We start from the raw sequence: 25,796 nt of genomic DNA, 5'->3' as shown, positions 1-25,796 counted from the left end.
TTGGATGGGGAAATGCCGAGCCATGCCCTTGTGTCCCCGCCCAAGCTTGAGCCCGGTGACCGGGTCGCGATTCTCTCCCCGTCCTTTGCTGCCCCCGGGTTCGCGCCGGATGTCCACGAGCAGGCGATGCGTCGACTCAGCGCCGAAACGGGACTGGTCCCTGTGGAATACCCGACGACCCGGAAGCTTGGCGCTTCCGCCGCGGAACGCGCCGCGGATCTGCACGCCGCTTTGTCCGACCCGGCCATCCGGGCCATCCTCGCGACCATCGGCGGCGACGACCAGGTAGCCCTCATTCCCCATCTGGACGCCGGTCTCGCCGCCGCGAACCCCAAGATCTTCATGGGCTACAGCGACAACACGAACCTCTTGAACTGGCTGTGGTCGGTCGGGATAGCAGGCTACTACGGGGGCTCGACCCAGGTGCACCTCGGAGCCGGGCCGCACATTGACGACCAGCACCTCGCGTCGCTGAAGGCAGCGCTCTTTAAGGGCGGTGAGCTGGAGATTGTTGACCCAGGCGAGTCCGAGGACTTCGGGCCGGACTGGCTGACGCCACAAGCCCTTGTCAACTTCGGTGAACGGGAACCCACGCAGCCGTGGACGTGGGCGGGGCCCGAGCGGGAAGCGACCGGCCGCACCTGGGGCGGGTGCCTGGAAGTCATCGATCAGCTGGCCATGGCCGATCGGCTGCCGCCCCTGGGAGCCCTCGAGGGGTCGATCCTGATTGTTGAAACCAGTGAGGAGTTGCCTCCGGCAGCGTGGGTCAAGAGATGGGTCCGGGCATTGGGGAACGGGGCGTCCTCTCGGCGGTGGAAGGAGTGCTCGTCGCCCGGCCTCCGGTGAGCAGTCACGGTACCGTCCCGCCAGCGGAGGAGCGTGCCCGGCTCCGCGCCGCGCAACGCGATGCAGTCCTCGCCGAGATAAAGCGCTACAACGACCCGGCCGTCGTCTGCATCGGAGTCCCGTTCGGCCATACCCGTCCGCAATGGATCGTGCCCTACGGAGGGACAATGCGGCTCAATGGCCGGGATCGAACCATCACGGCCGATTACAGTTGACCGCTGAGGCAGGCGGTCCGGGCGACGGATGCGCGGCTGCGTGAGCGTCCCCGCGCCTGCGGGCAGGCACGCATTCCTCGCCGTGGCCCCGGCCGGTAAGCTGGCGCCACAGTCGACCGGCGGGAGGCGCCATGAAGTTCAACGACCTGCTCGCAGATGCCTACGGCAGGATCCAGGAGCGCGTCCACTCCGTGCTGGACGGGCTGGACGCCGGACAACTGGCCGCCCGGCCCGGCGGTGACAGCAACTCGATTGCCTGGCTTATCTGGCATCTGACGCGCATCCAGGACGACCATATTGCCGATGTCGCCGGCACGGACCAGTACTGGCTGACCGGCTGGGCGGAGCGGTTCGACCTGCCGCTGCCCCGGAAGGACCATGGCTACGGCCACACGTCGCAGCAGGTGGCGGCCGTCCGGGTCGAATCGGCCGACCTGCTGCGCGGCTACTACGACGACGTCCATGCCGGCACCCTGGAGTATCTGGCCGGACTGAGCGAGGATGACCTGGACCGGATCGTGGACACCCGGTGGGACCCGCACGTCAGCCTGGGGGTGCGGCTGGTCAGCGTCCTGGACGACTGCCTGGAGCACGTCGGACAGGCCGCCTACGTGAAGGGCATGCTCTCGCGCACCGATGCCTAGCGGCGGCCACGCGGGTTCCGGCGCCCCCGCGGCGGCCGCAAGCCGCGCCGTCGGGCGTCGCCGCCTTGTTGCGCGCCAGCCGCTGGACTACCATTCAAGGAGTCAGTACAACTGCATACAGCCTTCGACATGCGGCGGGAGAGTCCTGCTGGGTACCAGTCAGCAGGCGCCGTAGGAGCAATACCTCCCCAGGAATCTCTCAGGCCCCTGTACCGCCGCGAAGAGGCAACTCTGGAAAGCAGCCGGACCGTTCAGGACCGGCTCACCGACGGTGCAAGCAGGAGGCGGCCCCTTGGGCCACAGCCTGCGGAATCTCTCAGGTTCAGTCACAGAGTGGGGAGGAACCCTTCACTACCGGCATGGTCAGCCCAGCCGGGGATAACTGGAGTTCCTCACATGACGGCTAAGTCCACCAGCGCTACCCGGCCCGGCAGCGCCTCCTTCACCGACCGACACATCGGTCCGCGCCGGAACGACGCGGAAACCATGCTCAAGCAGTTGGGCTACGGCAGCATCGACGAGCTGGTGGACGCGGCCGTGCCCGCCGACATCCGCCAGCAGGAACCGCTGGCGCTGCCCGCCGCCCGCAGCGAGTCCCAGGTCCTGGGGGACCTGCGCGCCCTCGCCGCGAAGAACGTGACGGCCGTGCAGATGATCGGCCAGGGCTACTACGACACCATCACGCCGCCGGTGATCCGCCGCAACGTGGTGGAAGACCCGGCCTGGTACACCGCCTACACCCCGTACCAGCCGGAAATTTCGCAGGGCCGGCTGGAGGCGCTGCTGAACTTCCAGACCATGGTCCAGGACCTCACCGCGCTGCCGATCGCCAACGCCTCCCTGCTGGACGAAGCCACCGCAGTGGCCGAAGCCGTGCTGTTGATGCGCCGGTCCAACAAGTCCAAGTCCGCCGGCAAGACCGTGCTGGACGCGGACCTGCTGCCGCAGACCATCGCCGTCGTCAAGGGCCGGGCCGAGGCGCTGGACTTTGACGTAGAGGTTGCCGACCTCTCCGCCGGCCTGCCGGACGGCGACATCTCGGGCATCGTGCTGCAGCAGCCGGGAGCCTCCGGCCGGGTGTTTGACCAGGCTCCGGTCATCGCGCAGGCCAAGGAGCGCGGCGCCTTGGTCACCGTGGCCGCCGACCTGCTGGCGCTGACCCTGATCACGCCGCCGGGCGAGCAGGGCGCGGACATCGCCGTCGGCAACACCCAGCGTTTTGGCGTGCCGCTCTTCTTCGGCGGCCCGCACGCCGCCTACATGGCCGTCCGCAAGGGGCTGGAGCGTTCCTTGCCCGGCCGCCTGGTGGGGGTCTCGAAGGACGACGCCGGCCGCCCCGCCTACCGCCTGGCGCTGCAGACCCGCGAGCAGCACATCCGCCGCGAGAAGGCCACCTCCAACATCTGCACCGCGCAGGCACTGCTGGCCGTCGTGGCCAGCATGTACGCCGTCTACCACGGCCCCGAGGGCCTGAAGGCGATCGCGCAGCACGCCAATGAGGCCGCCCGCACGCTGGCAGGCGTGCTCACCGGCGCCGGGTATGCGCTGGCGGCAGACCGGTTCTTCGACACCCTCACGGTGAAGGCTCCGGGCAAGGCCGCCGAGATCGCCGCCGCCGCCGAGGCCAAGGGCGTGAACCTGCGCCGCATCGACGCCGACCACGTCGGCATTTCCGCCGATGAAACGACGACGGCGGAGCACCTCGCCCTGGTCGCGGAGGCCTTCGGCGTGGAGGACGCCGCCGGCAAGACCGCCGAAACGGCCGGGAACGCCGGCTTCGAGCTGCCGGAGGAGCTGCTGCGCAGCTCCTCCTACCTGGACCATCCGGTGTTCCACAGCCATCGCTCCGAGACCCAGATGCTGCGCTACCTGCGCCGGCTGTCTGACCGAGACCTGGCCCTGGACCGGACCATGATCCCGCTGGGCTCGTGCACCATGAAGCTGAATGCGACGGCGGAAATGGAGGCGATGACCTGGCCGGAATTCGCGTCCATCCACCCGTTCGCCCCGGCCAGCCAGACCGCCGGCTGGCGCGAGCTGATCACCGATCTGGAGGAACGACTCGCGGCGATCACCGGCTACGCCGGCGTCTCCATCCAGCCCAACGCCGGTTCGCAGGGCGAATACGCCGGCCTGCTCGCCATCCGCCGCTACCACTTGGCCAACGGCGACGACCAGCGCGACGTCTGCCTGATCCCCGCCTCCGCGCACGGCACCAACGCCGCCTCGGCCGTGCTGGCCGGCATGAAGGTTGTCGTGGTCGCCACGGCACCGGACGGCACCATCGACCACGCCGACCTGCGCGCGAAGATCGACCAGAACGCCGACTCGCTTTCGGCCATCATGATCACCTATCCGTCAACGCACGGCGTGTACGACGCCGACGTGCGCGACGTCTGCGAGGCGGTCCATGCCGCCGGCGGGCAGGTGTACATCGACGGGGCCAACCTCAACGCGCTGGTAGGACTCGCGCAGCCGGGCAAGTTCGGCGGCGACGTCTCCCACCTGAACCTGCACAAGACCTTCTGCATCCCGCACGGGGGCGGCGGCCCCGGCGTCGGGCCGGTAGCGGTGGCCGAACACCTGGTGCCGTTCCTGCCGGGCAACGCCGCGCTGGCCGAACACGAAGGCAAGGGCGTGCCCGTCTCGGCCAGCGAGTACGGCTCGGCCGGCGTGCTGCCGATCTCCTGGGCCTACGTGGCCATGATGGGGGCCGAGGGCCTGACCGAGGCAACGAAGAGCGCCCTGCTGGCCGCGAACTACGTCGCCGCCCGGCTGAACGAGCACTTCCCGGTGCTCTACACCGGCAACGACGGGCTGGTCGCGCACGAGTGCATCCTGGACCTGCGCGAACTCACCGCCAAGTCGGGGGTGACCGCCGAGGACGTGGCCAAGCGCCTGATCGACTACGGCTTCCACGCGCCCACCCTGTCCTTCCCCGTGGCCGGCACCCTGATGGTGGAGCCGACCGAGTCCGAGGACCTGACGGAGATTGAGCGGTTTATCGACGCGATGATCGCGATCAAGGGCGAAATCGACCAGGTGATCGCCGGCGACTTCCCGCTCGACGCCAGCCCGCTGCGCCTGGCCCCGCACACCGCCGCCGCCGTGGTCAGCTCCGACTGGGACCGGCCGTACACCCGGGAGCAGGCCGCCTTCCCGGTACCGGGCCTGCAAGTGGACAAATACTTCGCCCCGGTGGGACGGATCGACGGCGCCGGCGGCGACCGCAACCTGATCTGCAGCTGCCCGCCGCCCGAAGCCTTCGAGAACTAGAGAGGTCAGCACCGCATGACTACCGAGACCACCACCATGCCCCGCCACACCGCGCTCTACGAGGAACACGAGCGGCTGGGTGCCTCCTTCACCGACTTCGGCGGCTGGATGATGCCGCTGAAGTACAGCAGCGAACTGGCCGAGCACCGCGCCGTGCGCAACAGCGCCGGCCTGTTCGACCTCTCCCACATGGGCGAAGTCTGGGTCACCGGCCCGGAGGCCGGGAAGTTCCTGGACTACGCACTCGTCGGCAAGCTCTCCGCCGTCACCGAGGGCCGGGCCAAGTATTCGCTGATCTGCAACGCCGACGGCGGCATCATCGATGACCTGATCATCTACCGGCGTCCCGCCGACCAGCACGGGGACCGTTACCTGGTGGTGCCCAATGCCGGCAACGCCCCGACGGTTGCCGCGGAACTCGCCGCACGGGTCGAAGGTTTCGACGCCACGGTGGAGGACGCCACGGCCGAGACCTCGCTGGTGGCAGTGCAGGGACCGAAGTCCGTGGAAATCCTGCTCCAGCTGGTGCCCGCCAACCAGCATGGCACGGTGCGGGACATGAAGTACTACGCCGCCGACGAGGTGGACTTCACGGTGTCCGGGGCGCCGCTGAAGCTGCTGCTGGCCCGGACCGGGTACACCGGCGAGGACGGCTTCGAGATCTACGTCCCGAATACCAACGCGGCCGCGCTCTGGAACGCCCTGCTGGAAGCCGGGCGGGGCGCCGACCTGCTGCCGGCCGGGCTGGCCTGCCGCGACTCGCTTCGGCTGGAGGCGGGCATGCCGCTGTACGGCAACGAGCTCACCCTCGAGACCAGCCCGTTCGACGCCGGCCTGGGCGGCGTGGTGGCGCTGAAGAAGGACGGCGACTTCGTGGGCCGCGGCGCCCTCGAGGCGCAGAAGGAGAAGGGCTCGGCCCGCAAGCTCGTGGGACTCAAGGGGCTTGGCCGGCGCGCCGGCCGCTCCCACTACCCGGTGCTGAAAGACGGCCGGACCATCGGCGAGGTCACCTCCGGCCAGCCCAGCCCCACCCTCGGCTATCCGGTGGCTCTGGCCTACGTGGACGCCGAGTATGCCGAACCCGGGACCAGGGTGGACATCGACCTGCGCGGCAAGCCCGAACCGTTCGAGGTTGTAGGGCTGCCGTTCTACCGGCGGGAGAAGTAGTCCTCACCCGCTTTCAGGGTGCCGCCGTCCCCGCGGCCGCGGGGACGGCGCCGCCGCACCTCTCCACTCAAACAGGAAAGGGATGACATGGCCGTAGGCGTTTTCGACCTTTTCTCCGTAGGCATCGGTCCCTCCAGCTCGCACACGGTCGGCCCGATGCGGGCCGCCTCCGCGTTCGTGCGGGAGGTGGCCGACGCCGGCCTGCTCGACAGGGTTAACGGGCTGCGCGTGGACCTGTACGGCTCCCTCGCCGCCACCGGTCGCGGGCACGGGACGTTCACCGCCGTGCTGCTGGGGCTGGAGGGCTTCGAACCGGAGCACATCCTGCCCGACCAGGTGGAGGAGCGGCTGGCAGACATCGCCGCGTCCGGCCGGCTGCGGCTGGGGGCGGAACTGCCCGGCGCCGCCGCCCGGCCCCTGGACTACGGGGTGCAGGACATGGTGCTGCACCCGCTGACCGTGCTGCCCCGGCACACCAACGGCATGAGGTTCCAGGTGCTGGAATCGAGCGACGACGGCGAGGCACGGATTCTGCACGAAGCCACCTTCTTCTCCGTGGGCGGCGGCTTCATTGTCCGCGGCGGCGAGGAGGAAGCCGCCCGGGAGGAGTTGGAGTCCTCCAAACAGCAGCTGCCCTATCCGTTCCGCACGGCGGCGGGGCTGCTGGAGCACTGCCGCAGCACCGGCCTGGCCATCAGCGACATCATGATGCTCAACGAGGAGGCCTCCCGCCCGCGGGAAGAGATCGAGGCCGGACTCGTGCACATTTACAACGTGATGGAGGAGTGCAAGGACTCGGCCATCCGCCGCGAGGGCGAGCTGCCCGGCGGACTCAACGTCCGCCGTCGGGCCCCCGCCTGGCATGAGCGGCTGCGCAAGGAAGACCCGGACCGGGACCACAAGTACTGGCAGGAATGGGTCAACCTGGTGGCGCTGGCGGTGAACGAGGAGAACGCCTCGGGCGGGCGGGTGGTCACCGCGCCCACCAACGGGGCCGCCGGCATCATCCCCGCCGTGCTGTTCTACGCCACGCACTACGCACCCGGCATGGAACAGGCCAGCCGCGAGGACAAGGAGCAGGTGGTCGTGAAGTTCCTGTTGACCGCCGGTGCCATCGGGGTCCTTTACAAGGAGCAGGCTTCCATCTCCGGCGCCGAGGTCGGCTGCCAGGGCGAAGTCGGCTCAGCCTCGTCGATGGCTGCCGCGGGACTGGCCGAAATCCTCGGCGGAACTCCGGCCCAGGTGGAAAACGCGGCCGAAATCGCGATGGAGCACAACCTGGGGCTCACCTGCGATCCGATCGGCGGGCTGGTGCAGATCCCGTGCATCGAACGGAACGCCATCGGTGCCGCCAAGGCCGTGAACGCGGCCAAGATGGCGCTGATGGGGGACGGCACGCACCGGGTGTCGCTGGACGAGGTCATCATCACGATGCGCGAGACCGGCCGCGACATGAGCGACAAGTACAAGGAAACCGCCACCGGCGGCCTCGCCGTCAACGTCGTGGAGTGCTAGGAGGCCACGTCCTCCAGGTCCTGTCCTGACGGGCGCACGGCCGGCGGGCCCGCGGGACGCCGCGGGGGCATCGGCGGCCGGCGCGGGACGACCGGCTTTCGGGCACCGAGCAGGTCGGCGGACGGGCGTTCGGCGGGCTGCGGCCGGGTAGGTGCGGGCTGCGGCGCACGCGGTGTCCCCGGCCGGTGGCCCGCGACGCCGCGCCACTGTCCGGCACCGGCGCGCAGCCGCCCCGTACCGGACTTGGCGGCAGCGCCAATCCTGCGCGAAGCGGGAGCAATCTTGCCGCCCAACTCCTTGGCACGACCCGCGGCCTCCGCCCATGGCAGGGCGGAGATCGCCGGGCCGGCGGCGCGTGCCGCGGCCGAAAGCCGTTCGGCAGCCCGGCGCCGGCCACCCGCCTCGGGCCGGTTGAGCACCATCAGGATGGCCGCGAGCAAGGCGACCGGGATGGAGACCAACACGGCAACGGCGCCGGCATACATGGCCAGGAAAACCTTGGCGGGGGAATCAAACAGGCCGGTCACGAAGGCCGCGGCTCCCAGCAGCAGCCAGAGCCAGAAAACCATGACGCCGCAGAGCGTGGCGCGGGCCCGGCGGTAGGTGCGGAGCGACCGCCCGCGCACGGTGTGCTTAGCCGCCTCCACGCTTCCTACTCCCCAACGACAGCCCCACGAATAGGGGCACCTGAGCACATTGTAGGCAGCCGCGTGCGCCCGGCGCGCAGGGCACGCCGGGGGAGCGGGCCGGCGAATGCGGCCCTGCCGGAAGCGGGGCCCGACCGAGGGTTCAGCTGCGTCTGGGGCGGTGCTAGTCTGGCCGCAGGCCGGCCCCGCACCTGCCGGCGAAGGATGCACCAGGACCACCGAATCACTGTCGACAAACAGGGAGGAAACCTGGACCATGACCAATTCAGCGACGCCCCACATACTCATCCTGGGCGGCGGCTACGTCGGCCTCTATACTGCCTGGGGAATCCGCAAGCGGCTGGGACCGTCGTCGGCACGGATCACGGTGGTTGAGCCCAACTCCTACATGACGTACCAGCCGCTGCTGCCGGAGGTGGGCGGCGGAGAAATCGAACCGCGGATCGTCACGGTCAACCTCCGCAGCGCGCTGAAGAAGGTGGACATCGTCCGCGGCAAGCTGGTTTCACTGGACGTCCAGGCGAAGAACGCCCGGCTGCTCGAGCTCGGCGGCGACCAATTTTCGGTGGCCTACGACCATGTGGTCTTCGCCGTCGGTGCGGTCACCAGGACCTTCCCCACGCCTGGGCTGGAGCAGCACGGCATCGGGTTCAAGACCGTGGAAGAGGCCGTTTACTGCCGTGACAAGGTGCTCGACAACGTGGCCCTGGCCGCCGGCACGAGCGACCCGGAGGAACGGGCCAGGGCACTCACGTTCGTGGTGGTCGGCGGAGGGTATACCGGCGTCGAGGCCCTGACCGAGTTGAGCGACCTGTCCAAGCTCGCCGTGGACGCGCATCCGGAGCTGGACCGTTCGCAGTTGCGCTGGGTGCTGGTCGAGGCGCTGGACCGGGTTGCCCCCGAGGTCGGACCGCTTCTCTCGGAGTGGACCCTGGGCCAGTTGCGCCAGCGCGGCATCGATGTGCGGCTGAACACCACCATGCCGTCCTGCGAGGATTCGGTGGCCGAGCTCAGTACCGGCGAGCGCATTCCGGCCGGTCTCATCATCTGGACGGCCGGCATGAAGCCCAATCCCGTGCTGGACGACACAAACGTGCCGCGCGGCCCGAAGGGACACGTGAACGCCAACGCCCGGCTGCAGGTCATCGACGATGCCGGCCAGGTAGTGCAAGGCGCATGGGCCGCCGGCGACTGTGCCCAGGTACCCGATCTGGAAGCGGAGAAGCAGCCGGCCTACTGCCCGCCGAACGCCCAGCATGCGGTCCGCCAGGCCAAGCTGCTCGCCCAAAACGTGGTCAACGCCGTGCAAGGCCGGCCGCCGGCCGAGTACCGGCACAAATCGCTGGGCACGGTCGCGACCTACGGCGTCGGCCGGGGCGCCGCGAAGATCTTCGGCTACGAGCTAAAGGGCAAGCCCGCCTGGTACGCCGCCATGGGCTACCACGCCTTGGCGCTGCCCACCTGGATCCATAAGTGGCGCCTGCTGGCAGGCTGGAGCCCGCTGGTGTTCGGCGGCCGGGACATCACATCGATGGGCGCGACCCAGCACCCGCGCCGCGCCTTCGTGGAGGCACACGCCGGCACGCAGAAGGGCCGGACGTAGGCTTCCGGGCAAGCAGGCGGGCCGGCAGGCCGCAGGAAGGGCCCGGGCAAGAGCAAGGTGTCGGACAGGCCGCAGGCAGGGCGCTGGCCCGGGCTGCCGGCTGAGTTGGTGCCGGGTCGCCGCCGGTGGCTCCGCGGCTGCCCGCCGGCTGTGCGGAAGCCCCCTCCATGCCCGCGCCCTCCCGCGTCCGCCCTGGCACCACGAGGGCGGCCGAGTCCAGCCGGCGCCGCCAAACGTGAGCCAACTCTCCATTGTTACGGCGGGAGACCCTTCTGCTGCGAAGCCTGCCGCCGGAAGTTCGGCGCGGGGAGTAGCCTGCTGGACGGAGCCCCACCCGGGCAGCGAGGAGAGCAGTATGTCCAAACACCCCAGTGGCGCACTGCTTTTCGTCCTGACCTGCGCCATGGGCGTCGGCCCGCTGCTGAACTACGGCCTGAGCACCGTCAGCCCGCTGGTCATTGACGACCTGGGCATCAGCGAGGGCCAATTCGGCCTGCTGGCCACGGCCATTTTCGCCAGCGCCGCGGTCTCCAGCATGTGGCTGGGCAAACTCAGCGACCGGATTTCCAGCCGCGCCCAGCTGATCCTGATCTTCGCCGGCACGGCGGTGGCCCTGGTGGTCGCCGCACTGTCCCACCACTACCTGGTCCTGGTGATTGCCGCGCTGCTGGCCGGCCCCGCGCAGGCCATTTCCAACCCGACCACGAACCGGATCATCATGACCCAGGTTCCGGCACCCAAGCGCCCGGGCTGGATCGGGGTCAAGCAGTCCGGCGTCCAGGGCAGCCAGCTGTTCTCGGGCTTGTTCTTCCCCGTCGCCGCGCTCTGGGCCGGCTGGCAAGGCGCCACCGCCCTGGCGGCCGTCGTCGCCGTCGGGCTGCTGCTCTACGGCCTCCGCCACCTCCCGGAACGGGGCACCGAAACGACGGCGGCGAAGGGGCCTCCCGCCCACGCGGCGCCGTCCGCCACACCGCCGGGCGATACCCCAGCCCCACCTGGCGCAAGCACCGCGGCGGCCCCGCCGGGACGCACGGGCCGCACGAAGCAAACCGAGGACGCCGGCGCGCCGGCCCGGTTCCCGCTCTCGGTGTGGCTGTTCGCCGGTTACGCACTGCTGTCCGGCCTGGGCATGCAGGCCACCAATGTCTACCTGCCGCTGTTCACCGTGCGGGAACTGGACTTCAGCCTTGTCATGGGCGGCGTGGCAGCCGGCGTCTCCGGCGTCGTCGGGGTGACCTCCCGGGTGCTGTGGGGGCGGCGCATGGCCAAGGGCGTGCGGGCCTCCACGCTGCTCATCCTGCTCGGCATCGGGGCGCTCGGCGGAGCGGGGGCCTTCCTGGCCGCGGGGTCGCTCGGAATCCCGGCGTTGCTCTGGGTGGGCGTCGTCCTGCACGGGGCCACCGTGCTGGGCACCAACGTGGTGGTGATCGCCGGGGTGATGCGCGTGGTTGCGGCCGAACGGGTCGGAGCAGCCTCCGGGATTGTCTCGATGGGGATGTATGCCGGGTTCGCCGCCGGTCCGCTGCTCATGGGCCTGTTGCTGGAGGCCACCGGCAGCTTCGATACCGGCTGGCTGCTGGTGGGCGCCGGTTACCTGCTGTGTTCGGTGCTGGCCGTCGCCCTCCGCACCTACGGCAACCGCGCCGGCGTCGTACGCTGACCTGCCTGGCCCGACCGGTCCGGGGCAGCCGACGGGTCGCCTCGGGTAGCTTGGTGAATGGTTAGATTTGTAATTGCAGGAAGGCACATGGTGAAAAAGCGCGCGCTCGGACGGTCGGGATTGCACGTCTCGGAACTGAGTTTTGGGGCCGGCGGGTACTGGGGCATGAAGGCTTTCCCCGAACGGCAGGCGGCGCATCTGATCGGCCAGGCGCTCGACGGCGGCATCACCGCCTTCGACACCGGCCCGAATTACAGCCGCGGCAACGCCGAAGAGCGGCTGGGCCGGCTCCTCAAGGGCCGCACCGAAAATCTGGTGATCTCCACAAAGGTCGGATCCCACTGGATCAACAACCGGAATGTGAAGGATTACTCGGCCCGGGCCATCGAAAGGAGCGTGCACGGCAGCCTGCGGCGGCTCCAGCTGGACCACCTGCCCCTGCTGCACTTCCATGGTTTCCCCCGTCCGGCCGGTCCCGCGATCGACACCGTGTTGAAGCTGAAGGAACAGGGGAAGGTCGGGGCGCTCGGCGTCTCCACAGGTCGCGGCGGGGCAGCGAAGGCGCTGAAGCTGGGCATTTTCGACGCCCTCATGCTGGAATACAACATCGTGGACCGGTCCCTGGCGCCGGTGATCTCCGAGGCGCAGGAAGCCGGAGTGGGCGTCAAGCTCAAGTCACCGCTGGCCCAGACCCTCTACTCGCGCGACATCTTCAAGATCACCGGCCCCAGCGACGTCTGGTACCTGTTGCGGGCGCTGAAGAACCACCGGCACAAGTTTGTGCAAGGCCGGAAGTACCGGTTCATCAACGACGTCGACGGCCTCTCCGGGAGCGAGATCGCACTGGCCTTCGTGCTCAGCCATCCAGGGGTCTCCAGTGCGGTGATCGGCACCGTGAAACCGGAACACCTGCGCTCCAACCTCAAGGCGCCGCAGGTCCGTTTGCCGGCGGAGCTGTTGGAACGCATTGAGCAGGCAGGCTCTACGGCCCGGGGATGAGGGTGCACGCCCCGGAGCCGAAGCGGCCGGAAGGAATCGCCGCTTTCGCCCCTGCACGGGCCGCCGGTGCAGGGCTTTGCTAAGGCAGGTACGCCGAGGCGGTCCACAGATGGAAGACGGCGTAGGCCCGCATCGGCGACCAGGGCCGGCCGAGCGCGCGGGCCTCGGCCGCGGTTTTCACTCCGAGGGCCCGCCGCAGCACCAGATCGCCGTCGGGATAGGCATCGCGGTCGTGCAGCGCCCGCATGGCGAGGTATTCGACCGTCCACGGGCCGATGCCGGGCAGCGCCAGCAGGCGGCGGCGGGTGTCTGCGTGGTCCGTATCCGGAGAGAGGTCCAGCCCGTCCGCGCAGGCTTCGGCCAGGACCTGGACGGTCCGGGCGCGGGCGCCGGTCAGGCCGACGGCTTCGCGGAGGGCGTCGGGGCCGGCGGCGGCCAGGGCCTCCGGAGTGGGGAAGAGCGCCAGGCCGGTGCCGGTCCGCGGGCCGAAGGCAGCGACCAGCCGGGCCGTGAAAGTGCGGGCCGCGGCGAGCGAGACCTGCTGGCCGATCACGGTGGAGACGGCACCTTCGAAGCCGTCCGGGTACCCAAGGATCCGCAGCCCGGGGCGGTCGGCGAGCAGGGGCCCGAGCACCGGGTCGGTGCCCAGCGCCGCCGCCACCCGCTCCGGTTCCAGGTCCAGGTCGAGCCAGCCGCGCACCGCCGTCGTAATCTCCCTCACGGCGGCGGGGGAGTCGCTGCCGAGGTCCAACTCGACGGCGTCGGGCGACAGGGTGGCCGTGACCGGCACCGGCCCGGTGCCGGTGTTGAACAGGCGGGTGCAGGTGCCCGCGGTCACGTCGACGGTTTCCATGCCGGGTACCGCATGGGCGGCCAGGGCAGCCAGCGCGGCCCGGGAGTCGAACGGCGGAAGCAGCGGCAGGCCGACCTGCATGGGTCAGCGGGCCTTGACCGCCAGGACCGGACAGTCGACGGTCAGCAGGATCTCCTGGGCGGTGCTGCCCATGATCAGCTTGCCCACCGGGGAGCGCCGGCGCAGGCCGATGACCAGCAGCGAGACCGAGAGCTCGTCAACCAGTTCCACGATCTCGTCCACGGCGTCCTTGCCGCGGACATACTGCTTGAACTCTGCCTGCAGGCCGGAATTGTACAGTTCCTGCTGCACCCAGGCCGCGTCGTGGGCGTCCGAGAACGACTCGTCCTTCTGCGCCCCGCCCGGACTGGCGTTGACGACCACCAGCTTCTCATTGTTCTGCGTGGCCATTTGAATGCCCTTGCTCAGGGCCGCACGGCCCTCGGGACGCGGGGCGTAGGCAACAAGAATCGTCAACGTGCTCTCCTTACCGGATAACTCCTGCGGTGCCGGCTCCCGGTCGAACATGCACGTCCGGTTCCCCGAGGCCAGCGGGTGCACATCATTGTGGCACGCATCCCACGGTGCGGCGGATGCGTGAAGTGATTGTGAAAGCCGGTGTCAGTTCCAGATGCCGGAGGAGCCGCGGCGGTGGCTGTCCACCAGGTGGGTGTCGATCATGCCGATGGCTTCCATCAGGGCGAACATGGTGGTGGGGCCGACGAAGGCAAAGCCGCGCTTGCGCAGGGCCTTGGACAGCGCGACGGACTCCGGCGATGTGGTGGGCACGTCCTGGATGTGCCGCGGCGCGGGCGTCTCCTTCGGCTGGAACGACCAGACGAAGTCGCTCAGGCCGCCTTCTGCGCGCAGGTCGATGGTGGCCTTCGCGTTGGTGACGGCGGCGCGGATTTTGGCCCGGTTCCGCACGATTCCGGCGTCCTGCATCAGCGCCTCGACATCGTCTTCGGTGAACGCGGCGACGGTATCCACGTGGAAATCATGGAACGCTTGCCGGAAGGCGGGACGTTTGCGCAGGATCGTGGCCCAGGAGAGCCCGGCCTGGAAGGCCTCCAACGTGATGCGCTCATAGACGCCTTGCTCGCCGCGGACGGGCATGCCCCATTCGGTGTCGTAGTACTCGCGCAGCAGCGGATCCGTGGCGGCCCACGTGGGCCGGGCCAGGCCGTCCTCGCAGAGGACTACGCCGGAAGCGGTTGTCTCCATGATTCGATTCTCTCCTACCGCGGCGCAGCCCGCAGGCCCGCCCCCACATGCTGTGGAAGACCGCGAACCCTTATGCCAGGCCGGTCACCCGCATGGTCAGATTCAGCCGGCCGCCGGTCAGCCCGCAGGCGGGATCGGCCGTGCCCGGGTAGATCCTGGGCACGCCGTGGTAGGCAAACCGGGCCGGTCCGCCGAAGACGAACAGGTCGCCGGAGCGCAACCGGACGTCCGTGTACGGCTTGGTCCGCGTTTCGGTGTTGCCGAAGCGGAACAAGCAGTCGTCGCCCACGCTGAGCGAAACCACCGGGAAGTCCGCCTGTTCGTCCTTGTCCTGGTGCATGCCCATCTTCGCTGTGTCGTCGTAGAAGTTGATCAGGGCCGTGTCCGGCTCGTAGCCTTGCGCCGCGGCCGGATCCCCCGATGCGTCGGCCAGCGCCCGACGGCCCCACTCGGCCAGCCAGTCCGGGAACTCCAGCACGCGCGCGCCGTTCACGTCGTCGGCGGTGCGGGTGTACTTGTACGGCGCCCAGTGCCAGCCCAGGCACAGCGTCCGCACGCTCATTTCGTGGCCGCCCGGCAGCTTGGCGGCGCGGTAGGGGACCGGTCCGCGGCCGAATTCCCGGCAGGCCCGGACCAGTTCCCGCTGCTGTTCCACGGTCAGCCAGCCGGGCACATGCACCGCGCCCGGCGCGATCTCGCGCGGGCCGGCCGGAGCGTCCTCGAACAGGGTGCTCACGCCGCTGCCTCCAGTCCCAGCAGGTAGGCCTTGGCCTCCGGCCCGCCGAGGTAGCCGCCGAAGGCGCCGTCCGAGCGCAGCACGCGGTGGCAGGGCACGACGACGGGCAGCGGGTTGGTGGCGCAGGCGCTGCCCACCGCGCGCACCGCCTTGGGATTTCCGACGGCGGCGGCCACCTGCGCGTAGCTTTCGGTCCGGCCGTAGGGGATCTCGGGCAAGTGCCTGAGCACTTCCGCCCGGAATCCCTTGGACAGCCGGCGGTCCAGCCGGAGGTCGAAGGAGCGCCGCCGGCCCGCGAAGTACTCGTCCAGTTGCCGGGCGGCGGCCTGAAGTCGGGCCGGAGCATGCAGGATCCGGGGGCTGACGCTGGCTGCCAGGCCGGCCAGCACGGCATCGTGGTTTTCGTCCTCGAAGGCCACGCGGACCAGTCCTTCCTCCGTGGCGGCCAGCAGCAGCTGCCCCAGCGGCGTGTCGGCGGTAGCGTAGGCCAGGTCGAGGGTGCCTTCGGCGGCGGCCTCATGTTCCAGCCTGGTGTGCAGCCGCTCCAGCAGCGCCGGATCCAGGCGGGTCAGCACGTCGAGCCCGGGTCCGGGCGCGGCGGCCCGGGCCGCCGATTGTGCGTCGGTCATCGCAGAACTCCTTCGCTCGCGTGGTGTGCGGCCGCTCCCGCGTCCTGCTCCCGGCCGCCGCGGTAGGACGCCCGCAGCTTGGCGATGCCGTCGGCGGCCGCGCGGCGGACGGCTCCGGTGGTGGAGCCGGTCAGTGCGGCGGCTTCGGCGTACGGCAACCCGGCCAGGTAATGCAGCGCGACGGCTTCGCGCTGTCTCAGGGGCAGGGCAGCGACGGCCTGGTGCAGTTCGTCGTCGTCATTCCCGGGGATTCCCAACGTCGACGGAGACTCGGGCAGGTACCCTGCCGGCACCGGAGCGCGCTCCCGCCGCCGGACCACGTCGATGGCCTTGCGGTGGGCGATGGTGACCAGCCAGGCCTCGTGGTTCGCGGCGGCGGGCAGCCCCGGATAGGCCCTGAGCGCGGACAGGAAGGTCTCTGACCAGGCATCCTCGGCGTCCGGCCCGGGGCCCAGCACCACCCGGCAGACGCGCAGCACGGTGGGGCCGTGGTCGCTGACCAGTTGCTCGAAGGGTTTCATCTGCACACCTTGTAGACGCCCGCGGGGCGTATTCCGTGAGGTAGGCATCAGAAAAGCCTGCCCGCTTTCTGATCCGCGGGCTCTTCCAGCTCCAGCAGGAAGCGTTTCCGTTCCAGCCCTCCGGCATAACCCACCAGTGATCCGTCCGCTCCGACCACACGGTGGCACGGCACCACGATGGACAGCGGGTTCTGGCCGTTGGCATGGCCGACGGCCTGGGCCAGATGCGGGTCGCCCAGCGCGGCTGCGAGCTGGCCGTAGGAGCGGGTCTGGCCGTAGGGGATGTGCCGCAGCAGGGCCCACACCTTCTGCTTGAAGGGGTCGCCCTTCGGCGCCAAGGGCAGGTCGAACTCCCTGCGCCGGCCGGCAAAGTACTCGTCCAGTTGCGCAGAGGCTGCTGCAAAGACTGCTTCGCGGCCGACGGCGGTGCGCTCGCCGAACGTGTCGGCAGCCGGCAGCCGCTTGTGGCCCGGGAAGTAGAGCGCGGTCAGCGACCCGTCCTCGGCGACGGCCGTCAGCCGCCCGAGCGGGGTGTCGATGAGGGTGTGCACGCGGGTCATGGCGCTCCTTCGTCCGCTTTCATTCTCTCCCGTGCAGACGTTCCGGCGCGCGTTAAGGTGAGCCCCGCGCTTCTGTTCCGGCTTCCTCCGGGCAGCGGCAGCACGACGTGCCTCCGCAACGACGTGCCGCCGGGTGCCGGTCAGCCGCGGTAGCGGAACACCGTGTCCTGCCATTCTTTGTGCGCGGCCGGGTCGCTGCCCATGCTCACGTGTTTGATGTTTGTGTAGTCCTCCAGCGAATAGGCGGACATGTCCTTGCCGAAACCGGATGCCTTGTACCCGCCGTGCGGCATTTCGGAGACGATCGGGATGTGGTCGTTGATCCAGACGCAGCCGGCCTGGATCTCGGCCGATGCGCGCAGCGAACGGGCCAGGCTGCTGGTCCACGCGGAGGCAGCCAGCCCGTACTGGGTGTCATTGGCGAGGGCGAGGCCCTCGCCGTCGGTGTCGAACGGGATCGCGGTCAGCACCGGACCGAAGACCTCCTCGCGGACTATTTCCGCGTCCTGCCCGATGCCGGTGACCAGCGTGGGCCGGTAGTAGGCGCCGTCCGCCAGGTCGGCGCCGGGAGCGGCGCCGCCGGCCAGGATCTTCGCCCCCGTGTCCCGGGCCCGGTCCACGAAGCCAGCCACCTTGTCCCGGTGCGCGCGGCTGATCAGGGAGCCCATGTCGGTGGCGTCGTCGGTCGGGTCGCCCACCACCACCAGTTCCATCAGCTCGGCGACCCGTGCGGTGAAAGCGTCGAACAGCGGCCGCTGGATGTACGCCCGGGTGGCGGCGGTGCAGTCCTGGCCGCCGTTGATGGTGCAGCCGGCCACCGCCCCGTGCGCGGCGGCTTCCAGGTCCGCGTCGTCGAACACCACGAATGGTGCCTTGCCGCCCAGCTCCAGGTGCACGCGGTTCCCCCGAGCCGCGGCCAGCGCCATGATGCGGCGTCCGACGGCGGTGGAGCCGGTGAAGGACGTCATGGCCACATCCGGGTGGGTCACCAGGGTCTCGCCCGCTTCCCGGCCGGTGCCGTTGACGATGTTGACCACGCCGTCCGGTATTCCGGCCGCGGCGGCGGCTTCGGCGAAGATCAGGCTGGTGCCCGGCGTGAGCTCGGAGGGCTTGAGCACAATGGTGTTGCCGGCGGCGATCGCCGGGAGGATCTTCCATGCGGCCATTTGCAGCGGGTAGTTCCACGGCGCCACGGAACCCACCACGCCGATCGGCTCGCGCCGGATCATCGAGGTGCCGCCGGTGCCGTATTCGCCGGCCGCCACTCCCTGCAACTGGCGGGCCGCGCCCGCGAAGAACGCCGCGTTGTCGACCGTCCCGGGGACGTCGAATCCGGTGGCCAGGCGGATGCTCTTGCCGGTCTGCGCGGTCTCCACCGCCGCCAGTTCCGCGGCCCTGCGGTCCAGTTCGGCCGCCAGCTTCAGCAGGGCCTCGGAACGTTCGGCGGGCGTCGCGCCGGCCCAGGCCGGGAAGGCGGTCTTGGCCGCCGCCACGGCGTCGTCCACGTCGGCCCCGGAGGCATAGGCGATGGCCTCCGCGGCCTCGCCGGTGGCCGGGTTCACGCGCGTGGCGCGTTCTCCGCGGCCCTCGCGAAGTCCGCCGTTGATGTACTGGTGCATCCTTGTCTCCTTTACGAGTCGAAGCCCATGCCGGCGGCGTCCATGGCTTTTAACCAGGGGCCGCGTCGTCCCCGGTTGCGGTCGGCGCGGATCAGGGCGGCGGTGGTGAGTTTGATGCCGAGCCAGGCGAGCGGCTCGGGCGGGAACGGCAGCGGCTTCCGCCGCACCAGCTCCAGCTCCGTCCGTTCGGTCGGCCGGCCCGACAGCAGGTCGAGCATCACGTTGGCGCCGAAGCGCGATGCTCCCACGCCGAGGCCGGTGAAGCCGGCGCAATAGGCCACCCGGCCGGCGTAGGCGGTGTCGAAGAAGGAGAAGAAGCGGCTGCAGGTATCGATGGCACCGCCCCAGGCGTGGCTGAAGCGCACGTCGGCCAGTTGCGGGAAGGTGGCGGCGAAGTGGGCGGCGAGGCGGCGGTACGTTTCCGGGCGGTGGTCGTAGCCGTGCCGGAGCGACCTGCCGTAGTGGTAGACGGCGTCGTAGCCGCCGAACAGCATCCGGTCCTGCCCGTCGGCGTCGGTGGTCAGCCGGTAGTAATGGAACCGGTTGTCGTTGTCGGCGATGCCGAACCGCTCGGACCAGCCCAGCGATTCCCGTTGCCCGCCGGTCAGCGGTTCCGTCATCAACGCGTAGTCGTACACCGGGACGGTATGCAGCCGGGTGCGCGCCAGCAGCGACGGGAAGGCATTGGTCGCCAGCGCGACGCGTCCGGCGGCCACGGATCCGGCGTCGGTGCGCAGCAGGATGGAGTCCGCCTGCCGGGACAGGGAGCGTGCCGGCGTGTGTTCATACATCTCGACGCCGGCGCGCAGGCAGGCGTCGCGCAGCCCCCAGGCGAGTTTCGCGGGGTGCACCATCGCCGTTCCCCGCCGGTCCCGCAACCCTGCCCGGTAGGCGGGGGAGGCCACCTGCTGTTGGACGGCGGCCTGGTCGAGGAACTCGAGCGCGGGGTCCTCGGCGGCCTCCTCGGCAAGCCAGCCGACGTGGTGCTCTTCGGTGGCCACGGACAGCGTGCCGGTGCGTTCAAAGCCGGCGTCGATCCCGTACCGTGCCAGGCTCTCTTCGATCTCGTCCAGGTTCTGCAAACCCAGCTTGTCCAGCAGTTCGTTTTCGCCGGGGAGGTGTCTTTGCCCGTTCGCGCTCCCGTGGGTCAGGCTGGCCTCGCAGAAGCCGCCGTTGCGGCCGGACGCGGCCCAGCCGATGCGATTGCCCTCCAGGAGCACCACCGAGCGGTCCGGGTCGCGCTCCTTGGCGAGCAGCGCGGTCCACAAGCCCGTGTAGCCGCCGCCGACCACGGCCAGGTCCGCCGTTACCGTGCCGCGCAAGGACGGCAGCGGTGCGGGGCGCGAGGGATCATCCAGCCAGAACGGCGTCGGGGACGCCCCGGCCAGGGCGGCGTCGAGGCGTGCGGCCGGGATCTGCTCTTCGGCTCGGTCGTAGAACGTTTTCATGCCGGTGCCCCCTGCCGTTCGAAGACCGGTTGGCCCGCCACGAGGGTCATATCGGTGCCGACGGTGTGCAGTTCCTCCGGGGGCAGGCTGAACGGGTCGAGGGTCAGCACGGCCAGGTCGGCCGGCGCTCCGGGAAGAATGCGGCCGGCGTCGTCCTGGCGGTTCAGCCACGCCGAGCCGGAGGTGTAGGCGGCCAGCGCGGCCTCCAGGGACAGCGCCTCGCCCGGAAGCAGCGGCCCGTCGGAGCCGTCGTCCGGGTGTCGGCGGTTCACCCCCACGTGGATGGCCTGCCAAGGATCCGGGCTGGACACCGGCCAGTCCGAGCCCATCGCGAGCCGGGCGCCGGAGGCGGCCAGGGAGGCGAACGGGTACTGCCAGCCGGCCCGTTCCTCGCCGATCAGCGGCACGGTCAGCTCGCGCATCTGGGCATCGTTGCAGGCCCAGAGCGCCTGCAGGTTCGCGGTGACGTCGAGTTCGCCGAAACGGGTGACGTCGGCCGGGTGGATGATCTGCAGATGCGCCATGTGGTGCCGGCCGGCGCCGGGGCCGTTCGCGCGCCGGGCACGCTCCACAGCGTCCAGTCCCTCCCGCACGGCACGGTCGCCGATCACATGCAGATGCAGGTCGAATCCGGCGGCATCCAGCGCCGTCACCACTGCCACCAGAACGTCCTCGGGAAGATAGGTCAGCCCGCGGCCCGCCGACGGACCGTCCGCCGCGTTGCCCGGGGCGGGAGCGCCTTCGTGTCCCGCAGCGCCGGCACAGGCGCAGGGCTGCAGGTACGGCTCCAACATGGCGGCGGTCCGGTTCTCCGGCACCCCGTCCACCATGATCTTGGCGCTGGTGGTGCGGAAACCGGCCGCCGCGTTCTGCTCCCGGCGGGCGATGAAGTCCGCGACCAAGGCGGGGACCGTGGCCAGGCTGGTGCTCCGCGGCACCCAAAGGGCTCCGGCGGCGCGGCCGGTCAGCAGGCCCTCATCCAACAAGGCCCGGTACGCGGCGCTGGCCTCCGGATAGCCGGCGTAATCGCCCAGGATCGCTTCCTGCCATCCGGTGACGCCTACCGAGTGGAGGTAGCGCTGGGCCTCCAGCAAGCCGGCCCGCATGTCCTCGACCGTCGCCCGCGGGATGACCCGGTTGACCAGGTCCATGGCACCTTCGTGCAGGGTCCCGGCCGGGTTTCCGGAGGCGTCGCGCTCCAGCAGGCCGTCTGTCGGGTCGGGGGTGGCGGCATCGATGCCGGCCAACTCGAGCGCACGGCTGTTGACCCAGGCACTGTGGTGGTCCGCGTTGACTAGATAGACGGGGCGGTCCGGGACCACCGCATCCAGCGCCTGCCGGGTCGGATAGCCGCCCGGGAAATCCGCCTTGTGCCAGCCGCCGCCGGTGATCCAACCGCCGTCGGTGGAGGAGGCGCACGCGGCTATCCGGGCCAGCACCTCGTCGGCCCCGGCGCACAGGGACAGGTCGCAGCCCAACCGTTCCATCCCGCCCATCACGGCATGGACGTGGGCGTCCGTGAAGCCGGGCGCCAGCAGTCGGCCGCGCAGGTCCACGACGGTGGCATGAGGTCCCGCCGCGGTGCGGGCTTCGGCGTCGGTTCCGATGGCGGTGATTACCCCGCCCGTGACGGCGACGGCCGGGGTTCCGGGCAGCAGGCGGCGTCCATCGAAGATCCTGCCGGAGTGAAAGATCCAGTCCGCCGCCATGGCCGCTCCTCTGACCCGGCGGATGCCGGAAATGAATGGGTTTCACTTATGACACAGTGGCCGGGTCCCTTTGTCAACGGTTTTGGCCCGGTTCCCCGGTACGTGACGGCGCCGGTCCGGCTTTGCCGGCAGCCCGGGAGCTCCGGCGTCGAAATACGCAACGAAGTAGTTGCTTAATCCGCGTGAGCGTAGGCTACCCTTACTTTTGTTTCCCGTTCCTTGATCCGAGGAGGCCCGAGTTGGCCCTTTCACGCATGCGCCGATTGGCTGCCGCCGCCGCCGTCGTCCTGATGTCCCTGACCGCCTGTTCCACCGGTCCCGCGGGCGGAGGTTCCGAGGGCGGCCCGTCGGCCGCGGCGTCGGACCAGTTCCCGGTGACGGTGGAACACGCCTTCGGCGAGACGGTGATCGAGGAGCAGCCCGAACGCGTGGCCACCGTGTCCTGGGTTAATTCCGATGTGTCGCTGGCGCTGGGCGTGGTTCCGGTCGGCATGCCCAAGGAAGACTGGGGCGGAAACGAGAACGGGTCCACCCCGTGGCGGGACGCCAAGCTGGAGGAGCTGGGCGCCGCGATCGGCAGCGAGAATGCGCCCACCCTGTATTCCGAGGCGGACGGCATCGCCTTTGACGAGATTGCCGAGCTGGCCCCGGACGTCATCCTTGCCGCCTACTCCGGGTTGACCCAGGAGGACTACGACACGCTCAGCAAGATTGCCCCGGTCGTCGCTTACCCGGAGACTCCCTACGGCACGGACTGGCAGGACTCCACCCGGCTGATTGGTCAGGCGCTCGGGCGCAGTGCGGCTGCCGAGGATCTGGTGGCCGACACCGAGCAGACGATCGTGGCCAAGGCCGCGGAGTACCCGCAGCTGGCTGGCAAGAGCTTTATTTACGGCAACCTGGAACCGGCCAAGGGCGACGGCGTGAACGTCTACACCGCCAACGACAACCGGCCCAAGTTCCTCACCAGCATCGGCATGGTCCAGGCGGATGTTGTCACCGAGGCCACCGCCGGCTCCGACGAGTTCTTCATTCCCTGGTCGGCCGAGAAGGCCAACGAACTGGAATCCGATGTGTTCGTGACCTGGGTGCCGGACGACAAGACCGCCCGGCAAATCACCAAGGACCCGCTGCTGGGCCAGATCCCGGCGATTAAGGACGGCGCGCTGGTGGCGGACTCGGACAATACGCTGACCCTGTCCATTTCCGCCGCGTCGCCGCTGAGCCTGCCGTGGGCGCTGGATACCTTCCTGCCCATGCTCGCCGAGGCCGCTGACGCGGCTGACGCCGCCGCCGCCAAATAGCCCGCGGCCGCCGATCCCCAGGACGACGGCGAGGGGCCACGCTCCGCGCAGCGTGAGCAGTGCCGGGGGTGCCCCTTTGCCTGTCCCGTCGCATAAGGTTTCCGGAGATTGCCTAACGCGGAAGGGGTGGGGCGGTGAAGACCCGCGGGACCAGCCAGTCGTTGTCCGCCGGGCTGCTGATCGCCGGCATCCTGCTGGTGGCAGCCAACCTGCGCCCGGTGCTGACCAGCGTGGGCCCGCTGCTGGACCAGATCGGCGCGGACACCGGGCTGGGCACCACCGCCCTGGGCGTGCTCGCCGCGATCCCGCTGCTGGCCTTCGGCTCGGTGTCCCCGCTGGCGCACGGGTTGAGCGAGAAGTTCGGCGTCGAGCGCACGGTTTTCGGGGCCCTGATGCTGCTGGTGGCCGGGACGTTCCTGCGGCCGGTTCCGGGCGCCGTCGCGAATTTGTGGATCGGCACCTTCCTGGTCGGTGCGGCCATCGCCGTCTGCAACGTGATGCTGCCCGCGCTGCTCAAGCGGGACTTCCCGGAACGGATGGCCTCGCTGACCGGCGCCTATTCGGCGGTGCTGGGCGGCTGCGCCTCCCTCGGCGCCGGCCTGGCGGTGCCGCTGGCGCTCCTTCCGGTGGGCGGCGGACCGGCCGGCTGGCGCTTCGCCCTGGCGGCGTTCGTGGTGCTGGCGGTGCCGGCCGTGCTGCTGTGGCTTCCCCGCCTGCGCGGCGGCACCGCGGCCGAAGAGCGGGCCCGTGCCGCCGCCGCGGCCCCGGCGCTGGTGCGCGGTTCGGTGTGGAAGTCCGGCCTCGCCTGGCATGTGACGGTGTACATGGGGTTGCAGTCGATGACCTTCTACATTCTCATCACGTGGCTGCCCACTCTGGAACGTTTTCACGGCCGCGGGGACCTGGCCTCCGGCTGGGACCTCATGCTGTTCCAGCTGATCGGCGTGGTATCCAGCCTGCTGACCCCCGTTGCCCTGCGCGGGCCGACCCAGCGCCTGGCCGCCTCGCTGCCGCCCCTGCTGGTGGTGGCAGGCGGCCTGGGCATGATGCTGATGCCGCAGGTCATGCTGTTCTGGGTGCTGGTGGCGGGCTTCGGCTGCGGCAGTTCCCTGGTCACCGCGCTCTCGCTCTTCGGCTTGCGCACCCGCACCCACCGCGAAGCCGGCGCCCTCTCCGGGATGGCCCAGTCGATCGGCTACCTGCTGGCCGCCGCCGGTCCGCCGATTTTCGGCGGGCTCTTCGCCGCCACCGGGGCCTGGGAAACCTCCCTGGCGCTGCTGTGCCTGATTGCCGTGGCGCAGGCGGCCATCGGGCTGCTGGTTGGACGGGACCGCTTCGCCTTCACCCCGGTGAGCCCCACAGCGCCGGCCGCGTGAGCCCCGCAGCGCCGGCCGCCTGAGCCCCGCAGCGCCGGCCGGGTGAACGGGCAAGCGACCTGTCGGGCGGCCACCTACATGCCCTGGCGGTAGGTCTCCAGCTGCCGGAACCGGCGCTGCAGCGACTCGCGCCGGTGCTCGTCCTCGCCGGCGGTGAGCTCGATGTGGCGGCGGCCGAAGCGCCACAGCAGCAGATCGTCCAGCAGGCGGTCCGGTCCGGGGGAGTAGCGGTGTTCCAGGGCGGCGCGGACATCCGTGATGGTTTCCGGATTCAGCAGGGCCGCCAGCTCGGTCGTGGTCTTCAGGCCGTGCGCCGCCAGCAGCTCCGCCGCCCAGCCCCAGTCGTCGTCGGACTTGCGGTCCACGTGCGGCAGCAGGGTCTGCCAGACCTCGCGGACCCGGCGGGGGGTCAGCGGCGCGGCGCCTTCGCCCTCTTCGTCCCAGTAGCCGGTGACGGTTTCGTAGCGATCGTGGAGTTCGGCGAAGGCCGACTCGACCGCTTCCAGCATGGCGGCCGTGGCCGTGAACTGGCGGTCGAAATAGGGGCTCCAGGCACGCGGGTCAGCGGACTTGAAGCGGATATCGTGCTCCAATTCCGACCAGGCGTGCGAAAGGATCGTACGGATTTGTACTTCGAAGAGGTAGCTGCCGGTGGCGCGGGCAGGTTCGCCCAGGGCCTGCTGGTACGCCTTCACCGCGTTGTTCTGCAGCGTGCGCAGGATCAGGTGTCGGCTGGCGTACCCATAGGTGCCTGACTCGATCGAGCCGATATCCTTCTCCCGGTCGGCACGGCAGTCGAAGTCGCTGCGCTGGCGCTTGATCAACGCTGCGGCCTGCCGGATCTGGTGCGGCAGGCTGACGATCACCCGCACGCCCACCAGATCCTGGATTTCGCGCAGCGGATCGGGGAATTCCAGCGCCGGGGCGCCGCCGGGTTCGGCCGGCTGGAGCATCCGCGACGCCTTGTCGCGGAAAGACTCCACGCTCTTGGTCCGGGCCGTGACGAACAGCGGCGTGAGTTCGGCGGTGCGAAAGATGTTGCGGATGTCCGACTGCAGCTGCGAGGTGACCGTTTCCAACGCCGGGCGAACCCGCTCGTACTGCGCCGTGCTGGCTTCCACCTGCGGGCGCAGTTGCTCATCCAACCGATCCCAATGCATGCCCATGCTCCTGGCTCTCCTGCGGTAGCTTCATGCGGTAAGTGAACAACCTACCAAGACAGCGGCCGCGGAACGTATCCGCAGG

General features: G+C 69.9%; 21 protein-coding genes, 1 pseudogene and 1 riboswitch. Of the genes and pseudogenes, 10 read left to right on the top strand and 12 right to left on the bottom strand.

Annotation, left to right across the window (positions count from 1 at the left end):
- The first annotated feature begins 12 nt into the window (after positions 1 to 12).
- The 5 genes and pseudogenes from AC5RVG_RS05110 (at position 13) to AC5RVG_RS05090 (ending at position 7,663) form a co-directional block, all read left to right on the top strand.
- Positions 13 to 1,061: pseudogene (locus tag AC5RVG_RS05110) on the top strand (S66 family peptidase).
- Positions 1,062 to 1,192: 131 nt separating this feature from the next.
- Positions 1,193 to 1,705, top strand: coding sequence for a mycothiol transferase (locus AC5RVG_RS05105; protein ID WP_494012944.1), 513 nt, complete (start codon positions 1,193 to 1,195; stop codon positions 1,703 to 1,705).
- Between the two features lie 125 nt (positions 1,706 to 1,830).
- A riboswitch (glycine riboswitch) is annotated at positions 1,831 to 1,930 on the top strand.
- A 171-nt stretch (positions 1,931 to 2,101) separates the two neighbouring features.
- Positions 2,102 to 4,981 (top strand): aminomethyl-transferring glycine dehydrogenase, encoded by a 2,880-nt coding sequence (gene gcvP, locus AC5RVG_RS05100; protein ID WP_494012943.1) that lies wholly within the window; start codon positions 2,102 to 2,104, stop codon positions 4,979 to 4,981.
- A 15-nt stretch (positions 4,982 to 4,996) separates the two neighbouring features.
- On the top strand, positions 4,997 to 6,148 hold the full coding sequence (gene gcvT / locus AC5RVG_RS05095) for a glycine cleavage system aminomethyltransferase GcvT (RefSeq protein WP_494012942.1): 1,152 nt from the start codon (positions 4,997 to 4,999) through the stop codon (positions 6,146 to 6,148).
- 87 nt (positions 6,149 to 6,235) lie between these two features.
- Complete coding sequence (locus AC5RVG_RS05090) at positions 6,236 to 7,663, top strand: L-serine ammonia-lyase (protein ID WP_494012941.1); 1,428 nt, start codon at positions 6,236 to 6,238, stop codon at positions 7,661 to 7,663.
- On the opposite strand, the gene AC5RVG_RS05085 is transcribed toward AC5RVG_RS05090, so the two are convergent.
- Complete coding sequence (locus AC5RVG_RS05085) at positions 7,660 to 8,310, bottom strand: hypothetical protein (RefSeq protein ID WP_494012940.1); 651 nt, start codon at positions 8,308 to 8,310, stop codon at positions 7,660 to 7,662. The genes AC5RVG_RS05090 and AC5RVG_RS05085 overlap by 4 nt on opposite strands.
- A gap of 256 nt (positions 8,311 to 8,566) precedes the next feature.
- Between AC5RVG_RS05085 and AC5RVG_RS05080 the strand changes: the two genes are divergently transcribed.
- The 3 genes from AC5RVG_RS05080 to AC5RVG_RS05070 all read left to right on the top strand — a co-directional run bounded on the left by AC5RVG_RS05080 (position 8,567) and on the right by AC5RVG_RS05070 (position 12,572).
- The gene (locus AC5RVG_RS05080; protein ID WP_494012939.1) at positions 8,567 to 9,913 is read left to right on the top strand and encodes an NAD(P)/FAD-dependent oxidoreductase; all 1,347 of its coding nucleotides are present in this window, start codon (positions 8,567 to 8,569) and stop codon (positions 9,911 to 9,913) included.
- A gap of 355 nt (positions 9,914 to 10,268) precedes the next feature.
- Positions 10,269 to 11,573, top strand: coding sequence for an MFS transporter (locus AC5RVG_RS05075; protein WP_494012938.1), 1,305 nt, complete (start codon positions 10,269 to 10,271; stop codon positions 11,571 to 11,573).
- Positions 11,574 to 11,660: 87 nt separating this feature from the next.
- On the top strand, positions 11,661 to 12,572 hold the full coding sequence (locus AC5RVG_RS05070; RefSeq protein WP_494012937.1) for an aldo/keto reductase: 912 nt from the start codon (positions 11,661 to 11,663) through the stop codon (positions 12,570 to 12,572).
- Between the two features lie 79 nt (positions 12,573 to 12,651).
- On the opposite strand, the gene AC5RVG_RS05065 is transcribed toward AC5RVG_RS05070, so the two are convergent.
- From AC5RVG_RS05065 to AC5RVG_RS05020, 10 genes are all read right to left on the bottom strand, one after another.
- Complete coding sequence (locus AC5RVG_RS05065; RefSeq protein WP_494012936.1) at positions 12,652 to 13,506, bottom strand: DNA-3-methyladenine glycosylase family protein; 855 nt, start codon at positions 13,504 to 13,506, stop codon at positions 12,652 to 12,654.
- A 3-nt stretch (positions 13,507 to 13,509) separates the two neighbouring features.
- The gene (locus AC5RVG_RS05060; RefSeq protein WP_494012935.1) at positions 13,510 to 13,902 is read right to left on the bottom strand and encodes a universal stress protein; all 393 of its coding nucleotides are present in this window, start codon (positions 13,900 to 13,902) and stop codon (positions 13,510 to 13,512) included.
- A gap of 144 nt (positions 13,903 to 14,046) precedes the next feature.
- Complete coding sequence (locus AC5RVG_RS05055) at positions 14,047 to 14,649, bottom strand: DNA-3-methyladenine glycosylase I (protein WP_494012934.1); 603 nt, start codon at positions 14,647 to 14,649, stop codon at positions 14,047 to 14,049.
- A gap of 70 nt (positions 14,650 to 14,719) precedes the next feature.
- The gene (locus tag AC5RVG_RS05050; RefSeq protein WP_494000761.1) at positions 14,720 to 15,385 is read right to left on the bottom strand and encodes an alpha-ketoglutarate-dependent dioxygenase AlkB family protein; all 666 of its coding nucleotides are present in this window, start codon (positions 15,383 to 15,385) and stop codon (positions 14,720 to 14,722) included.
- Positions 15,382 to 16,014: a methylated-DNA--[protein]-cysteine S-methyltransferase gene (locus AC5RVG_RS05045; RefSeq protein ID WP_494012933.1), complete on the bottom strand. Its 633-nt coding sequence runs from the start codon at positions 16,012 to 16,014 to the stop codon at positions 15,382 to 15,384. The genes AC5RVG_RS05050 and AC5RVG_RS05045 overlap by 4 nt, the downstream gene beginning before the upstream one ends.
- A complete protein-coding gene (locus tag AC5RVG_RS05040; RefSeq protein ID WP_494012932.1) occupies positions 16,011 to 16,535 on the bottom strand; it encodes an RNA polymerase sigma factor in 525 nt (174 codons plus the stop codon). Before AC5RVG_RS05040 ends, AC5RVG_RS05045 begins: the two co-directional genes overlap by 4 nt.
- A 47-nt stretch (positions 16,536 to 16,582) precedes the next feature.
- Positions 16,583 to 17,095: a methylated-DNA--[protein]-cysteine S-methyltransferase gene (locus AC5RVG_RS05035; RefSeq protein ID WP_494012931.1), complete on the bottom strand. Its 513-nt coding sequence runs from the start codon at positions 17,093 to 17,095 to the stop codon at positions 16,583 to 16,585.
- 140 nt (positions 17,096 to 17,235) lie between these two features.
- Positions 17,236 to 18,714, bottom strand: a complete 1,479-nt coding sequence (locus tag AC5RVG_RS05030; protein ID WP_494012930.1) for a gamma-aminobutyraldehyde dehydrogenase — start codon at positions 18,712 to 18,714, stop codon at positions 17,236 to 17,238.
- A gap of 11 nt (positions 18,715 to 18,725) precedes the next feature.
- The gene (locus AC5RVG_RS05025) at positions 18,726 to 20,162 is read right to left on the bottom strand and encodes an NAD(P)/FAD-dependent oxidoreductase (RefSeq protein ID WP_494012929.1); all 1,437 of its coding nucleotides are present in this window, start codon (positions 20,160 to 20,162) and stop codon (positions 18,726 to 18,728) included.
- Positions 20,159 to 21,871 (bottom strand): amidohydrolase, encoded by a 1,713-nt coding sequence (locus tag AC5RVG_RS05020; protein WP_494012928.1) that lies wholly within the window; start codon positions 21,869 to 21,871, stop codon positions 20,159 to 20,161. Before AC5RVG_RS05020 ends, AC5RVG_RS05025 begins: the two co-directional genes overlap by 4 nt.
- 254 nt (positions 21,872 to 22,125) lie before the next feature.
- Here AC5RVG_RS05020 and AC5RVG_RS05015 point away from each other — a divergent pair, with 254 nt between their 5' ends.
- Positions 22,126 to 23,175 (top strand): iron-siderophore ABC transporter substrate-binding protein, encoded by a 1,050-nt coding sequence (locus AC5RVG_RS05015; protein WP_494013012.1) that lies wholly within the window; start codon positions 22,126 to 22,128, stop codon positions 23,173 to 23,175.
- 134 nt (positions 23,176 to 23,309) lie between these two features.
- The gene (locus AC5RVG_RS05010; protein ID WP_494012927.1) at positions 23,310 to 24,551 is read left to right on the top strand and encodes an MFS transporter; all 1,242 of its coding nucleotides are present in this window, start codon (positions 23,310 to 23,312) and stop codon (positions 24,549 to 24,551) included.
- A 74-nt stretch (positions 24,552 to 24,625) separates the two neighbouring features.
- On the opposite strand, the gene AC5RVG_RS05005 is transcribed toward AC5RVG_RS05010, so the two are convergent.
- Positions 24,626 to 25,717: a GTP pyrophosphokinase gene (locus AC5RVG_RS05005; RefSeq protein WP_494012926.1), complete on the bottom strand. Its 1,092-nt coding sequence runs from the start codon at positions 25,715 to 25,717 to the stop codon at positions 24,626 to 24,628.
- Positions 25,718 to 25,796: the final 79 nt, after the last annotated feature.

This window comes from Arthrobacter senegalensis, from assembly GCF_059091765.1.
Note: the sequence above shows the minus strand (reverse complement) of the source record. Positions and strands in the feature narration are given on the sequence as shown.